This window comes from Pseudomonas serboccidentalis, assembly GCF_028830055.1.
Classification (GTDB): domain Bacteria; phylum Pseudomonadota; class Gammaproteobacteria; order Pseudomonadales; family Pseudomonadaceae; genus Aquipseudomonas; species Aquipseudomonas serboccidentalis.
Window position 1 is genome coordinate 2,925,224 of the sequence record NZ_CP101655.1, and the last position, 16,058, is coordinate 2,941,281.

Sequence of the window (16,058 nt, forward strand, 5' to 3'; positions counted from 1 at the left end):
CCCCAGTCAAGGCAAGGCCCCGACCTCCCCGCCCATCGAACCTAGACAAGTTGTCTCGATTCGACGAACGGAACGATCAGGGCCTCAGCTCATTTACCGCAGAACTCAGTTACCGCTCGAGTTCAGCGCTTCGGTCAGTGCAGCTTCCACTTCACTGGCGCTTACGCGCAACGGTTTGTCAGCATCACGGCGACGCTTGCGCTCGCTGTGATAAGCCAGACCGGTACCGGCCGGGATCAGACGACCCACAACCACGTTTTCTTTCAGGCCACGCAGGTAATCGCGCTTGCCGGTGACTGCCGCTTCGGTCAGTACGCGGGTGGTTTCCTGGAAGGAAGCCGCCGAGATGAACGATTCGGTGGACAACGACGCCTTGGTGATACCCAGCAGAACGCGAGTGAACTTGGAGACAAACTTGTCTTCTGCACTCAGACGCTCGTTCTCTACCAGAACGTGAGTCAGTTCCATCTGGTCGCCCTTGATGAAGCTGGAATCGCCGGACTCGGAGATCTCAACTTTACGCAGCATCTGACGCAGAATGGTCTCGATGTGCTTGTCGTTGATCTTCACGCCTTGCAGACGGTAAACGTCCTGGATCTCGTTCACGATGTACTTGGCCAGCGCGCTTACACCCAGCAGACGCAGGATGTCGTGCGGATCGCTTGGGCCGTCGGAGATAACTTCGCCGCGGTTTACCTGTTCGCCTTCGAACACGTTCAGGTGACGCCACTTCGGAATCAGCTCTTCGTACGGATCGCTACCGTCGTTCGGGGTAATGACCAGACGGCGCTTGCCCTTGGTCTCTTTACCGAACGCGATGGTGCCGCTGACTTCAGCCAGAATCGACGCTTCTTTCGGACGACGGGCTTCGAACAAGTCGGCAACACGCGGCAGACCACCGGTGATGTCGCGGGTTTTCGAAGTTTCTTGCGGGATACGAGCGATAACATCACCGATCGCGATCTTCGCACCGTCCGCAACACCGACCAGGGCGTTGGCTGGCAGGAAGTACTGAGCGATAACGTCAGTGCCTGGCAGCAACAGATCCTTGCCGTTGTCGTCGACCATCTTCACTGCAGGACGAATTTCCTTGCCGGCAGCTGGACGATCTTTCGCGTCGAGTACTTCAATGTTGGTCATACCGGTCAATTCGTCAGTCTGACGCTTGATCGTGATGCCTTCTTCCATGCCCACGTAGGTCACGGTACCTTTCATTTCGGTAACGATCGGGTGAGTGTGCGGATCCCACTTGGCCACGATTGCGCCAGCGTCGACCTTGTCACCTTCTTTAACCGAAATCACAGCACCGTACGGCAGCTTGTAACGCTCACGCTCACGACCGAAGTCATCAGCGATTGCCAGCTCACCGGAACGGGACACAGCAACCAAGTGGCCATCCACACGCTCAACGTGCTTCAGGTTGTGCAGACGGACAGTACCGCCATTCTTCACCTGAACGCTGTCGGCTGCGGAAGTACGGCTTGCCGCACCACCGATGTGGAACGTACGCATCGTCAGCTGGGTACCCGGCTCACCGATGGACTGGGCAGCGATAACGCCGACCGCTTCACCGATGTTCACCTGGTGACCGCGAGCCAGATCACGGCCGTAGCACTTGGCGCAAATGCCATAGCGGGTTTCGCAGCTGATCGGCGAACGCACGATCACTTCGTCGATGCTGTTCAGCTCGATGAACTCGACCCACTTCTCGTCTACCAGAGTACCGGCAGGAACGATAACTTCCTCGGTGCCTGGCTTGAATACGTCACGGGCGATAACACGACCCAATACGCGCTCACCCAACGGCTCTACAACGTCACCGCCTTCAATGTGCGGAGTCATCAGCAGACCGTGTTCGGTGCCGCAATCGATCTCGGTTACAACCAGGTCCTGCGCCACGTCTACCAGACGACGAGTCAGGTAACCGGAGTTCGCAGTTTTCAACGCGGTATCCGCCAGACCTTTACGAGCACCGTGAGTCGAGATGAAGTACTGGAGTACGCTCAGACCTTCACGGAAGTTCGCAGTAATCGGCGTTTCAATGATGGAACCGTCCGGCTTGGCCATCAGGCCACGCATACCGGCCAGCTGACGAATCTGTGCTGCGGAACCCCGCGCACCCGAGTCGGCCATCATGTACATCGAGTTGAAGGACTCTTGGTCGACTTCGTCGCCGTGACGGTCGATGACTTTCTCTTTCGAGAGGTTGGCCATCATCGCCTTGGAAACTTCGTCGTTCGCCTTCGACCAAAGGTCGATCACTTTGTTGTACTTCTCGCCCTGGGTTACCAGGCCGGAGGCGTACTGGCTCTCGATCTCTTTCACTTCGTCGGTGGCTGCACCGATGATGCGGGCTTTTTCGTCCGGGATAACGAAGTCGTTAACACCGATGGAAACGCCGGAGATTGTCGAGTAAGCGAAACCGGTGTACATCAACTGGTCAGCGAAGATCACGGTCTCTTTCAGACCAACCACGCGGTAGCACTGGTTGATCAGCTTGGAGATCGCCTTTTTCTTCATCGGCAAGTTGACGACGTCGTACGACAGACCTTTTGGCACAACCTGGAACAGCAGCGCACGGCCGACGGTAGTGTCGACGATACGGGTACCGCTCACGCTGTTGCCGTCACGGTCGTTGACGGTTTCGTTGATACGTACTTTAACCTTGGCGTGCAGTGCGGCTTCGCCGGCACGGAACACACGGTCAACTTCCTGCAGATCCGCGAATACACGACCTTCGCCTTTGGCGTTGATCGCTTCACGAGTCATGTAGTACAGACCCAATACAACGTCCTGCGACGGAACGATGATTGGCTCACCGTTGGCTGGCGACAGAATGTTGTTGGTCGACATCATCAACGCACGCGCTTCGAGCTGGGCTTCCAGCGTCAGCGGTACGTGCACGGCCATTTGGTCGCCGTCGAAGTCGGCGTTGTACGCGGCGCAGACCAGCGGGTGCAGCTGAATAGCTTTACCTTCGATCAGTACCGGTTCAAACGCCTGGATACCCAGGCGGTGAAGGGTCGGTGCACGGTTGAGAAGAACCGGGTGTTCGCGAATCACTTCAGCGAGAACGTCCCAAACCTCTGGCAGTTCGCGCTCGACCATTTTCTTGGCCGCTTTGATGGTGGTCGCGAGACCACGCATTTCCAGCTTGCCGAAAATGAACGGTTTGAACAGCTCGAGAGCCATCTTCTTCGGCAGACCGCACTGGTGCAGACGCAGGGTCGGACCTACGGTAATTACCGAACGACCGGAGTAGTCAACACGCTTACCGAGCAAGTTCTGACGGAAACGACCTTGCTTACCCTTGATCATGTCAGCCAGGGATTTCAGAGGACGCTTGTTCGAACCGGTGATAGCGCGGCCACGACGACCGTTGTCGAGCAGTGCATCGACAGCTTCCTGCAACATACGCTTTTCGTTGCGCACGATGATGTCCGGAGCGGACAGATCCAGCAGGCGCTTCAAACGGTTGTTACGGTTGATCACTCGACGATACAGATCGTTGAGGTCGGAAGTCGCGAAACGACCGCCATCCAGCGGGACCAGCGGACGCAGGTCTGGCGGCAGAACCGGCAGAACGGTCAGCACCATCCACTCTGGCAGGTTGCCGGAACCCTGGAAGGCTTCCATCAACTTCAGACGCTTGGACAGCTTCTTGATCTTGGTTTCGGAGTTGGTTTGCGGAATCTCTTCACGCAGACGGCCAATCTCGTGCTCCAGGTCGATAGCGTGCAGCAGTTCACGGACAGCTTCAGCACCCATGCGGGCGTCAAAATCGTCACCGAACTCTTCCAGCGCTTCGAAGTACTGCTCGTCGTTCAGCAGCTGACCTTTTTCAAGGGTGGTCATGCCTGGATCGATAACGACATAGCTCTCGAAGTAGAGAACGCGTTCGATATCACGCAGGGTCATGTCCATCAGCAAGCCGATACGCGACGGCAGCGATTTCAGGAACCAGATGTGGGCAACCGGCGAAGCCAGTTCGATGTGCGCCATGCGCTCACGACGAACCTTGGCCAGTGCAACTTCAACGCCGCACTTCTCGCAGATCACACCACGGTGCTTCAAGCGCTTGTACTTACCGCACAGGCACTCGTAATCCTTTACCGGGCCAAAGATCTTGGCGCAGAACAGACCGTCACGTTCAGGTTTGAACGTACGGTAGTTGATGGTTTCCGGCTTTTTAACTTCACCGAACGACCACGAGCGGATCATCTCAGGCGAGGCCAATCCGATACGGATGGCGTCGAACTCTTCGACTTGACCCTGGTTTTTCAGCAAATTCAGTAGGTCTTTCAAGGCCTTTCCTCCTGGCGGAGCAGAGAGCGGGCAGTCCTGCCCCGCTCTCGATCGCGTCACGTGTTATTCGGTTTCCAGATCGATATCGATGCCGAGGGAACGAATTTCCTTGATCAACACGTTGAAGGACTCGGGCATGCCCGGCTCCATACGGTGATCGCCATCCACGATGTTTTTGTACATCTTGGTACGGCCGTTCACATCGTCCGACTTCACTGTGAGCATTTCTTGCAGAGTGTAAGCGGCACCGTATGCTTCCAGTGCCCAGACCTCCATCTCCCCGAAACGCTGACCACCGAACTGCGCCTTACCACCCAGCGGCTGCTGGGTAACCAGGCTGTACGAACCGGTAGAACGCGCGTGCATCTTGTCGTCTACCAAGTGGTTCAGCTTCAGCATGTACATGTAGCCAACGGTAACTGGACGCTCGAACTTGTTGCCGGTACGGCCGTCAGTCAGCTGCATCTGGCCGCTTTCCGGCAGGTCTGCCAGTTTCAGCATGGCCTTGATTTCGCTTTCCTTGGCGCCGTCGAACACTGGAGTGGCCATTGGAACGCCGCCACGCAGGTTCTTCGCCAGATCCAGGATTTCCTGATCGGAGAAGCTGTCCAGATCTTCGTTACGACCGCCGATCTGGTTGTAGATCTCGTCGAGGAAGGTACGCAGTTCAGCGACTTTACGCTGCTCTTCGACCATCCGGTTGATCTTCTCGCCCAGACCTTTGGCCGCGAGGCCCAGGTGGGTTTCAAGGATCTGACCAACGTTCATACGCGAAGGTACGCCCAACGGGTTGAGGACGACGTCGACCGGGGTGCCATTGGCATCGTGCGGCATGTCTTCAACCGGCATGATCACGGAGACCACACCTTTGTTACCGTGACGACCGGCCATCTTGTCGCCCGGCTGGATGCGACGACGGATTGCCAGGTAAACCTTGACGATTTTCAGCACGCCTGGAGCCAGGTCATCGCCCTGCTGCAGTTTGCGCTTCTTGTCTTCGAACTTGTCGTCCAGCAGACGGCGGCGATCAACGATGTAGGCCTGAGCCTTCTCGAGCTGCTCGTTCAGAGCATCTTCAGCCATGCGCAGTTTGAACCACTGACCATGCTCAAGACCGTCGAGAACTTCGTCGGTGATGTCCTGACCTTTCTTCAGACCGGCGCCGCCTTCAGCCTTGTGGCCTACCAGAGCGGAGCGCAGACGTTCGAAGGTCGCGCCTTCTACGATACGGAACTCTTCGTTCAGATCCTTGCGGATCTCGTCCAGCTGGGACTTCTCGATCGACAGAGCACGAGCATCACGCTCAACGCCGTCGCGGGTGAAGACCTGTACGTCGATGACAGTACCTTTGGTACCGGTAGGTACACGCAGGGAGGTGTCTTTAACGTCGCTGGCTTTTTCACCGAAGATCGCACGCAGCAGTTTTTCTTCCGGAGTCAGTTGGGTCTCGCCTTTCGGAGTGACCTTACCCACCAGGATGTCGCCTGCGCCGACCTCAGCACCTACGTAAACGATACCGGCTTCGTCCAGCTTGTTCAGTGCAGCTTCACCCACGTTCGGGATGTCTGCAGTGATTTCCTCTGGGCCAAGCTTGGTGTCACGGGCCACACAGGTCAGTTCCTGAATGTGGATCGTGGTGAAGCGATCTTCCTGAACCACACGCTCGGACAGGCAGATGGAGTCTTCGAAGTTGAAGCCGTTCCATGCCATGAACGCGATGCGCATGTTTTGACCCAGCGCCAGTTCACCCATGTCGGTGGACGGGCCGTCGGCCATGATGTCGCTACGCTGAACGCGATCACCCTTGCTCACCAGCGGACGCTGGTTGATGCAGGTGTTCTGGTTCGAGCGGGTGTATTTGGTCAGGTTGTAGATGTCGACACCAGCTTCGCCGGTTTCAACTTCGTCATCCGCAACACGAACCACGATACGACTGGCATCAACGGAGTCGATCACGCCGCCACGACGAGCCACGACGCAAACGCCGGAGTCGCGAGCCACGTTACGTTCCATACCGGTACCTACCAGCGGCTTGTCAGCGCGCAGGGTTGGTACAGCTTGACGCTGCATGTTCGAACCCATCAACGCACGGTTGGCGTCGTCGTGCTCGAGGAACGGAATCAGCGACGCTGCAACCGAAACTACCTGCTTCGGCGAAACGTCCATCAGGGTGACGTCTTCCGGCGCCTTGACGGTGAATTCGTTCAGGTGACGTACGGCTACCAGTTCATCGATCAGAACTTTCTGCTCGTTCATGGTTGCCGAAGCCTGCGCGATCACGTGATCGGCTTCTTCAATGGCGGACAGGAACACGATCTCGTCGGTGACCACACCCTCTTTCACCACACGGTACGGGCTTTCCAGGAAGCCGTACTGGTTGGTGCGGGCGTAAGCAGCCAAGGAGTTGATCAGACCGATGTTCGGACCTTCCGGCGTTTCAATCGGGCATACACGACCGTAGTGAGTCGGGTGTACGTCACGGACTTCAAAGCCTGCGCGCTCACGAGTCAGACCACCAGGGCCGAGTGCAGAGACACGACGCTTGTGAGTGATCTCGGACAGCGGGTTGTTCTGGTCCATGAACTGCGAGAGCTGGCTGGAACCGAAGAACTCTTTCACCGCCGCAGCCACTGGCTTGGCGTTGATCAGGTCTTGCGGCATCAGGCCTTCGCTTTCGGCCATCGACAGACGCTCTTTGACCGCACGCTCAACACGCACCAGGCCAACGCGGAACTGGTTCTCGGCCATTTCGCCTACGCAGCGAACACGACGGTTACCCAGGTGGTCGATGTCATCGACGATGCCCTTACCGTTACGGATGTCGACCAGAGTCTTCAGTACCGCAACGATGTCTTCCTTGCACAGCACGCCCGAACCTTCGATCTCGGTACGACCGATACGACGGTTGAACTTCATCCGGCCGACCGCAGACAGGTCATAGCGCTCAGGGCTGAAGAACAGGTTGTTGAACAGGGTTTCGGCAGCGTCTTTGGTTGGCGGCTCGCCTGGACGCATCATGCGATAGATCTCGACCAGCGCTTCCAATTGGTTGCTGGTGGAGTCGATCTTCAGCGTGTCGGAGATGAACGGACCGCAGTCGATGTCGTTGGTGTACAGAGTTTCGATGCGAACAACGCCGGCCTTGGCGATTTTCGCCAGGACTTCGGTCGACAGCTCGGTGTTGCACTCTGCCAGGATTTCGCCGGTAGCCGGATGCACGATGACCTTGGCGGTGGTGCGACCCAGAACGTAGTCCAGAGGCACGTCCAGCTCTTTGATCCCGGCTTTTTCCAGCTGATTGATGTGGCGGGCAGTAATACGACGGCCCTGCTCGACAATCACCTTGCCTTTATCGTCCTGAATATCGAGAACAGCTACTTCACCGCGCAGACGCTGAGGCACCAGTTCCAGGCTCAGGCCTTCGCCTTTAACGTGGAATACGTTGGTGGTGTAGAACGCGTCCAGCACTTCTTCGGTGGTGTAGCCGAGCGCACGTAGCAATACCGAGGCCGGCAGCTTGCGACGACGGTCGATACGCACGAATACGCAGTCTTTCGGGTCAAACTCGAAGTCCAACCACGAACCGCGGTAAGGAATGATGCGCGCGGAGTACAGCAGTTTACCGGAGCTGTGCGTCTTGCCGCGGTCGTGGTCGAAGAACACGCCCGGGGAACGGTGCAGCTGGGAAACGATAACACGCTCGGTACCGTTGATTACGAAGGTACCGTTCTCAGTCATCAATGGGATTTCGCCCATGTAGACTTCTTGCTCTTTGATGTCCTTGATCGCTTTGTTCGACGATTCTTTGTCGAAAATGATCAGGCGCACTTTTACCCGCAAAGGTACGGCGAAAGTTACACCGCGCAATACGCATTCTTTGACATCAAATGCCGGTTCGCCCAGGCGATAACCGACGTACTCCAGCGCAGCATTGCCGGAGTAGCTGATGATCGGGAAAACGGATTTGAAGGCCGCATGCAGGCCCACGTCGCGGAACTGATCTTTAGTCGCTCCCGCTTGCAAGAATTCACGATACGAATCCAGCTGGATGGCCAGGAGGTAAGGCACATCCATGACGTCCGGCAACTTGCTAAAGTCCTTGCGGATACGTTTTTTCTCAGTATATGAGTAAGCCATCAGCGTTCCCCAGCTTGGTCACCTGCTTGTTTGGCCCCTCCCGACGGGAGCAGCCAGAAAATCGTGCAAACCCCATGGTTTGCTCCACCGCATCGGGTGGTTACAGCGCCTTTATCAGCACCGACCCAGTCGGCTGCCAATAACGGAAAAAGGCCGGTGGCAAGAGCCACCAGCCATCAGCCTGTCGCTTGACGCTCGGGCTGGAGGAGCAAAGTCGATACTTATTTCAGTTCGACTTTAGCGCCTGCTTCTTCCAGCTTCTTCTTAGCGTCTTCAGCAGCTTCTTTCGAAACGCCTTCAGCTACAACCTGAGGAGCGCCGTCTACTTTCTCTTTGGCTTCTTTCAGGCCCAGACCGGTCAGTTCACGAACTGCCTTGATCACGTTAACCTTCTTCTCGCCAGCTTCCAGCAGAACAACGTTGAACTCGGTTTGCTCTTCAACAACAGCGGCAGCAGCAGCTGGACCAGCCGAAGCAGCAGCAGCGGTAACGCCGAAGGTTTCTTCCATCGCTTTGATCAGCTCAACGATTTCCACTACGGATTTCTGGCCGATTGCTTCGATGATTTGTTCGTTAGTCAGAGACATGACTCAATTCCTGAATTGGGGGACGGCCTACGCGACCATCGAAATAAACAAAAAACGCGAGAAGTTGACGAGCCTTAGGCTGCGGCAGCTTCTTTCTGGTCGCGAATTGCCGCCAGAGTACGAGCCAATTTGCTGGTAGCGCCTTGAATCACGCTCATCAGCTGAGAAATTGCTTCGTCACGGGTCGGCAGAGTTGCCAGTACGTCGATCTGATTAGCTGCGAGGAACTTGCCCTCGAACGCAGCTGCCTTGATCTCGAACTTGTCCTGACCCTTGGCAAACTCTTTGAAGATACGAGCAGCAGCGCCCGGATGTTCGTTCGAGAATGCAATCAGGGTCGGGCCGGTGAACACGTCGTTGAGGACACTGTATTGAGTGTCAGCAACAGCGCGCTTGAGCAGGGTGTTACGTACAACACGTACGTAAACGCCAGCTTCACGAGCCTCTTTACGGAGTCCGGTCATTGCGCCTACTGTTACGCCACGGGCATCAACCACGACAGCGGACAGAGCGACTTTGGCAGCCTCGTTGACTTCAGCGACGATGGCCTTCTTGTCTTCGAGATTAATTGCCACGGGTTTAACTCCTGCTTGTTACCGTTTCACTCGGTCGAAACCGAATGTCGTTTTGGTGTCTGATTCGGTAAGGAACCGGGAGCACCATCTGCGTAGGCTTATGGTTTAAGACTTGCGTCGCCTACGGTCTTGGATAGCCCCCGCCAGGCAGGGACCCCAATCTTTCAATTGGCGCGATCAACCGCGCCAACCTTTGTCTTACGCGTCCAGCGAGCTCTGGTCGATAACCAGACCTGGGCCCATAGTGGTGCTCAGGGTAACGCGCTTGACATAGATACCTTTCGAAGAAGCTGGCTTGATACGCTTCAGATCAGCGATCAGGGCTTCAACGTTTTCCTTCAGCTTGACGGCATCGAAGCCGATCTTGCCAACGGAAGTGTGGATGATGCCGTTTTTGTCGGTGCGATAACGAACCTGACCAGCCTTGGCGTTTTTGACCGCGGTGGCTACGTCTGGAGTTACGGTGCCGACTTTCGGGTTAGGCATCAGGCCACGTGGACCGAGGATCTGACCCAGTTGACCTACAACGCGCATGGCATCCGGGGATGCGATCACTACGTCATAGTTCAGGTCGCCGCCTTTCATTTCGGCAGCCAGGTCGTCCATACCTACACGGTCAGCGCCGGCAGCCAGAGCGGCCTCAGCAGCTGGACCCTGGGTGAACACAGCAACGCGAACGGTCTTGCCAGTGCCGTGTGGCAGCACAGTAGCGCTACGAACGACCTGGTCGGATTTACGCGGGTCTACACCCAGGTTTACAGCAACGTCGAACGACTCGCTGAACTTGACAGTCGACAGCTCAGCCAGCAGAGCAGCAGCGTCTACAATGTTGTAGGCCTTGCCTGCTTCGATTTTGCCGGCGATAGCCTTTTGACGCTTGGTCAGCTTAGCCATTACACACCCTCCACGTTAAGGCCCATGCTACGAGCAGAACCGGCGATAGTACGCACGGCTGCATCCATATCAGCTGCAGTCAGATCCGCGTTTTTGGTTTTCGCGATTTCTTCCAGCTGAGCACGGGTAACAGTGCCAACCTTAACGGTGTTCGGACGAGCGGAACCGCTGGTCAGACCGGCCGCCTTCTTCAGCAGAACCGAAGCAGGGGTGGATTTGGTTTCGAAAGTGAAGCTACGGTCGCTGTAGACGGTGATGATCACTGGAGTCGGCAGACCTGCTTCAAGACCCTGAGTACGGGCGTTGAAAGCCTTGCAGAATTCCATGATATTCACGCCGTGCTGACCCAGAGCAGGACCAACAGGTGGGCTTGGGTTAGCCTGAGCGGCCTTCACTTGCAGCTTGATGTAAGCGGTAATCTTCTTGGCCATGAGGCACTCCAATTACGGGTTCGAACGCCTCGAAAGGCTCCCCGGTTACTTGCGCGTTTATCCCAGTGACGACAAAACCCCACAGCCTAGGGCTGCGGGGTTGGGATGCTTGTTCAGCTAGACCTTTTCGACCTGACTGAACTCCAACTCTACCGGAGTAGAGCGACCGAAAATAAGCACTGCCACCTGGACACGGCTCTTTTCGTAGTTAACTTCTTCGACAGTGCCGTTAAAGTCAGCGAATGGGCCGTCAGTAACACGAACCACTTCACCTGGCTCAAACAAAGTCTTCGGCTTAGGCTTATCGCTACCATCAGCCACGCGACGCAGAATGGCTTCTGCCTCTTTATCGGTGATTGGCGCAGGCTTGTCGGCGGTACCGCCAATGAAGCCCATCACCCGAGGAGTATCCTTGACCAAGTGCCAAGTACCCTCGTTCATATCCATCTGCACCAGCACATAACCTGGGAAGAACTTGCGTTCGCTTTTGCGCTTCTGGCCATTACGCATTTCAACCACTTCTTCAGTGGGAACCAGAATTTCGCCGAAGCCATCTTCCATGCCAGCCAGCTTTACGCGCTCAATCAGCGAGCGCATGACATGCTTCTCGTAGCCCGAGTAAGCATGCACAACGTACCAACGCTTAGCCACGGGACACCCTTAGCCGACAATCAAGGAAACAAGCCAGCCGAGCAGGGAATCAAGCCCCCACAACAGCAACGCCATAACCAGTACCACAGCCACAACAATCAAAGTGGTCTGCGTGGTTTCTTGGCGAGTTGGCCATACGACTTTACGAATCTCGGTGCGCGCTTCCTTAACCAGTACAAAGAACGACTTGCCCTTTGCGGTCTGCAGGCCTACAAAGGCAGCTACAGCAGCAATGACGAGCAAAGCGAGTACACGGTACAGGATCGGCGAAGCAGCGTAATACTGATTGCCAACAACGCCTACAACCACCAAAGCAACTACTACAAGCCACTTGAGCAGATCGAAGCGAGAGCCTTGAGCTTCAGCCTTAGGAGTCATCTATGAAGATCCTGTGAAAAGAAAGCCAGATACACCGAGTGAATCTGGCAGGTCAGGAGGGAATCGAACCCCCAACCTACGGTTTTGGAGACCGTCGCTCTGCCAATTGAGCTACTGACCTAAAACAAAATCAGGCCGACCATTATGCCGGCCCGAAAAATACATTACAACCGCTTATTCGATGATTTTAGCTACGACGCCAGCACCGACGGTACGACCGCCTTCACGGATAGCGAAACGCAGACCGTCTTCCATCGCGATGGTTTTGATCAGGGTAACAGTCATCTGAATGTTGTCACCTGGCATTACCATTTCAACGCCTTCTGGCAGCTCGCAGTTACCAGTCACGTCAGTCGTACGGAAGTAGAACTGTGGACGGTAGCCCTTGAAGAACGGAGTGTGACGACCGCCTTCTTCCTTGCTCAGAACATAAACTTCTGCAGTGAACTTGGTGTGCGGCTTAACCGAACCCGGCTTAACCAGAACCTGACCACGCTCAACATCATCACGCTTGGTGCCACGCAGCAGAACGCCGCAGTTCTCGCCAGCACGACCTTCGTCGAGCAGCTTGCGGAACATTTCAACACCGGTGCAAGTAGTAACGGTGGTGTCACGCAGACCAACGATTTCCAGTGGATCCTGAACGCGAACGATACCGCGCTCGATACGACCAGTCACAACAGTACCGCGACCCGAGATCGAGAACACGTCTTCGATTGGCATCAGGAACGGCTTGTCGATCATACGAACCGGCTCTGGAATGTAGGCATCCAGAGTCTCTACCAGCTTCTTAACAGCGGTAGTGCCCATTTCGTTGTCGTCTTTGCCTTCCAGCGCCATACGAGCCGAACCAATGATGATTGGAGTGTCATCGCCCGGGAAGTCGTAGGTGGACAGCAGGTCGCGAACTTCCATCTCAACCAGTTCCAGCAGCTCAGCATCATCTACCAGGTCAGCCTTGTTCAGGAAAACCACGATGTACGGAACGCCTACCTGACGGGACAGCAGGATGTGCTCACGGGTTTGTGGCATCGGACCATCAGCGGCCGAGCAAACCAGAATAGCGCCGTCCATTTGAGCAGCACCGGTGATCATGTTCTTCACGTAGTCAGCGTGACCTGGGCAGTCAACGTGAGCGTAGTGACGGATCTTCGAGTTGTACTCAACGTGTGCGGTGTTGATGGTGATACCGCGAGCTTTTTCTTCTGGTGCGCTGTCGATCTTGTCGAAGTCAACGATTGCGGAACCGAAAACTTCGGAGCAGACGCGAGTCAGAGCAGCAGTCAGAGTGGTTTTACCGTGGTCAACGTGACCAATGGTCCCTACGTTGACGTGGGGCAGGGAACGATCAAATTTTTCCTTAGCCATCGATAACACCCTCAACAGAAGAATTAGACGAACGATATCTACCATTAAAACAAAGGCAGATATTTTCATATCTGCCTTGTTATATGGAGCTCTTGAGCGGATTTGAACCGCTGACCTCACCCTTACCAAGGGTGTGCTCTACCAACTGAGCTACAAGAGCGTAACACTTTGCACAACCTGCAAACTTGGAGCGGGTAGCGGGAATCGAACCCGCATCATCAGCTTGGAAGGCTGAGGTTCTACCACTAAACTATACCCGCGGAGCTTGCAGCTCACGCTAAAAATGGTGGAGGGGGAAGGATTCGAACCTTCGAAGTCGTAGACGTCAGATTTACAGTCTGATCCCTTTGGCCGCTCGGGAACCCCTCCTAAGCGAGCCGGCATTCTATACTATGCCGACCTTCTGTCAAGCATTTTCTCATTAAAAACCTGAGGTTAGCTGCGTTGACACTGCTTCACTTTGACAACCTGTTTAGGTGTTCGCTGTGGAGCGGGCGCCATTCTATGCAAACTATTCCAGCGGTGCAACCCCCTCACACAGCATTATTTTATGTTTTAACTCATTGAATTCCTTGGAAAGGTTCTGCAACTGTACATCCCCCAATAAACGCTGGCTTTCGGGCGCAATGCGCAACCAGTAACCTGGCTCTGGAAGATCCTTTTGCGGTGGTTGAGCCTTCACATTCATGGCCAACAGCCGCTGTTGCAGCACAGAAACACTTTCCTCTCGAGTCAAACCACCCAAGAACAGACAATCTTGCCCCGCACGTCGCGCGCCCTGCCCTTCTCGAGAGTCACTACCGGCCTCACTCAGCAAGCGTATGTCTTGCTGGGATCCACGATACATACTGAGAGGCGTGACATCTTTTGCACGCAAGGGCGCTTCCTGCTGATGCCAGACGTAATAGAACACATTGAGAACAACAAGCAGCAGGAACAACCAGCGCATACAAACCTCAAGATAAAGGACACGCCATGGCCAGTCCAACAAAGACCAGATCAGGGACAACTCGTGCGTCAGGCACAACATCTGCAACCAACCCAGCGTCACCACCTGTAATAAAGACGGTAAAGCCCTCTCCCCAATAGGAACGAGCCAGTTCCATCTGGGTCAGGACGAAACCTCTCAACATCAACGAACATCCACGCTCCACCGCTTCAACAGTACTGCGTCCCGGAGCATGACTAGTCAGGGCCCGCTCTGCAGCCAAATCGCCGTAACGGATATTGCGCGTGTGAGTGCGTAATTGATTTCGCATCAATGGCATCCCTGGACAAATGAACCCTCCCAGGTGCTCCCCTTCAGCATCAATAAAATCCGCTGTTACAGCAGTGCCGAAATCCAGGATCAGACATGCGCCTGCTGCCAAGTGAAAACCACCCAGCATTGCCAGCCAACGATCGAGACCTAAACGCTCATAGTCGTCATATCCATTCCGGACACCAGACATTTCACTAGCGGGCTTGGCACACACAACCAATACGCCGAACGTCCGCTCAAGAATCCGAGTCAATGCAGCGGTTTCTTCACTCGTTCTAACACTGACCAACCGACAACTTCGTAGCGATAGACCGTCAAATGTGTGCAAGCTATCCACCAAGGCCTGATCCGAGTCGACAACCCCCTCCGCGAAAAGACCTCCGGCGGCAGTATTCAACACCCGCCATTTGATGAAGCTGTTCCCGCAATCGAGCTCAAGAATCATCACGCAACCTCAGACTGAGCTCACCGCCACTAAATACTTTTTCCACGCCATCCACCCTCAAGCGCAGCGCACCCTGACTGTCAATACCGAGCACTACACCTTCTATATGGCTAGCGCCGGCAATCAACGAAACCGGACGACCTTGCCACACGTGATCCCTTTCCCATTCCCCTTGGAGCGCTGAAAAGCCATCGATCTGATGGCGCTGGATATAGTCGCGCAGCTGCTCGCTCAACTCCGCCACTAGCGCGTTGCGGTCGCAACTTTTGCCCGTCTCAAGCCGCATGGACGTCCATTGCTGATCAACCTCGTCAGCAACCTGCATGTTCACATTAATGCCTATGCCCAGCACCACATGACAAACATCTGCAGGATCGCCTACGAGCTCCAGAAGAATACCTGCAATTTTCCTGCTCCCAACCAATACGTCGTTGGGCCACTTCAATCCAGCACCCGACACTCCGAGCTTTCGCAGGGTATGCATGACCGCCAGACCTACAACAAGACTAAGCCCTTCAAGCTGGCGCATACCGCCCTCAATACGCAGGACCAGGCTGTAATAGAGATTTTCCGCAAAGGGGCTTACCCACTTACGCCCCCTGCGACCTCGACCGGAAATTTGCCGCTCTGCCAACACCAGGAACGGCGCCGTGCGACCTTGACTGATCGCGCGCAGCGCCTCTGCATTGGTGGAGTCAATGGAATCAAAGACTGTCATCGGCCAAACCGGGGCCAAGGCGCCGATACTGAGAGGATCGAGTAGAGTCAGGGGCGCAGCCAGTTGGTAGCCTCGACCCCGGACCTTATTAATGGACAAACCGAGCTCAGCCTCAAGATGCTGCAGTTGCTTCCATACAGCACTTCGACTGATACCCAGGGCTAGCCCCAGAGCCTGGCCAGAATGGAATCGACCATCCTTTAAAAGATTCAACAACGTCAGCATGCAGGTCTCGCCTCACAATGAGGCCCGAATAATAGCCATGAGCCGGGCGATTGCATAGAAATCAAGCAAACCACTTTCCGCCG

The 16,058-nt window shown here is 55.4% G+C and carries 12 protein-coding genes and 4 tRNA genes; all 16 read right to left on the bottom strand.

Annotated elements, in window-relative coordinates; genetic code table 11:
- Positions 1–105: 105 nt before the first annotated feature.
- Positions 106–4,305 (bottom strand): DNA-directed RNA polymerase subunit beta', encoded by a 4,200-nt coding sequence (gene rpoC, locus NN484_RS13410; RefSeq protein ID WP_127651272.1) that lies wholly within the window; start codon positions 4,303–4,305, stop codon positions 106–108.
- Between the two features lie 63 nt (positions 4,306–4,368).
- Positions 4,369–8,442 carry a DNA-directed RNA polymerase subunit beta gene (gene rpoB / locus NN484_RS13415; RefSeq protein WP_027614262.1) on the bottom strand — a complete coding sequence of 1,358 codons (4,074 nt, stop codon included), beginning with the start codon at positions 8,440–8,442 and terminating at the stop codon, positions 4,369–4,371.
- 221 nt (positions 8,443–8,663) lie between these two features.
- Positions 8,664–9,029 (bottom strand): 50S ribosomal protein L7/L12, encoded by a 366-nt coding sequence (rplL, locus tag NN484_RS13420; protein ID WP_003228750.1) that lies wholly within the window; start codon positions 9,027–9,029, stop codon positions 8,664–8,666.
- Positions 9,030–9,103: 74 nt separating this feature from the next.
- Positions 9,104–9,604 (bottom strand): 50S ribosomal protein L10, encoded by a 501-nt coding sequence (gene rplJ, locus NN484_RS13425; RefSeq protein ID WP_008081912.1) that lies wholly within the window; start codon positions 9,602–9,604, stop codon positions 9,104–9,106.
- A gap of 198 nt (positions 9,605–9,802) precedes the next feature.
- A complete protein-coding gene (rplA, locus tag NN484_RS13430; RefSeq protein ID WP_003228754.1) occupies positions 9,803–10,498 on the bottom strand; it encodes a 50S ribosomal protein L1 in 696 nt (231 codons plus the stop codon).
- Positions 10,498–10,929, bottom strand: coding sequence for a 50S ribosomal protein L11 (rplK, locus tag NN484_RS13435; RefSeq protein WP_003228756.1), 432 nt, complete (start codon positions 10,927–10,929; stop codon positions 10,498–10,500). The genes rplA and rplK overlap by 1 nt, the downstream gene beginning before the upstream one ends.
- Positions 10,930–11,046: 117 nt before the next feature.
- Entirely contained in the window at positions 11,047–11,580 is a 534-nt protein-coding gene (nusG, locus tag NN484_RS13440) for a transcription termination/antitermination protein NusG (protein ID WP_025113545.1), read from the bottom strand.
- A 9-nt stretch (positions 11,581–11,589) separates the two neighbouring features.
- Positions 11,590–11,958, bottom strand: coding sequence for a preprotein translocase subunit SecE (gene secE, locus NN484_RS13445; protein ID WP_064589465.1), 369 nt, complete (start codon positions 11,956–11,958; stop codon positions 11,590–11,592).
- Between the two features lie 45 nt (positions 11,959–12,003).
- A tRNA-Trp gene (locus NN484_RS13450) sits at positions 12,004–12,079 on the bottom strand.
- Between the two features lie 53 nt (positions 12,080–12,132).
- The gene (tuf, locus tag NN484_RS13455; RefSeq protein WP_064361246.1) at positions 12,133–13,326 is read right to left on the bottom strand and encodes an elongation factor Tu; all 1,194 of its coding nucleotides are present in this window, start codon (positions 13,324–13,326) and stop codon (positions 12,133–12,135) included.
- 84 nt (positions 13,327–13,410) lie between these two features.
- Positions 13,411–13,486, bottom strand: a tRNA-Thr gene (locus tag NN484_RS13460).
- Between the two features lie 26 nt (positions 13,487–13,512).
- Positions 13,513–13,586 (bottom strand) — tRNA-Gly (locus NN484_RS13465).
- Positions 13,587–13,610: 24 nt separating this feature from the next.
- A tRNA-Tyr gene (locus NN484_RS13470) sits at positions 13,611–13,695 on the bottom strand.
- Positions 13,696–13,837: 142 nt separating this feature from the next.
- Complete coding sequence (locus NN484_RS13475; RefSeq protein ID WP_215502260.1) at positions 13,838–14,275, bottom strand: hypothetical protein; 438 nt, start codon at positions 14,273–14,275, stop codon at positions 13,838–13,840.
- A gap of 7 nt (positions 14,276–14,282) precedes the next feature.
- Complete coding sequence (locus tag NN484_RS13480) at positions 14,283–15,032, bottom strand: pantothenate kinase (RefSeq protein ID WP_215502261.1); 750 nt, start codon at positions 15,030–15,032, stop codon at positions 14,283–14,285.
- The gene (birA, locus tag NN484_RS13485; protein ID WP_215502262.1) at positions 15,022–15,975 is read right to left on the bottom strand and encodes a bifunctional biotin--[acetyl-CoA-carboxylase] ligase/biotin operon repressor BirA; all 954 of its coding nucleotides are present in this window, start codon (positions 15,973–15,975) and stop codon (positions 15,022–15,024) included. Before birA ends, NN484_RS13480 begins: the two co-directional genes overlap by 11 nt.
- Between the last annotated feature and the right edge of the window lie 83 nt (positions 15,976–16,058).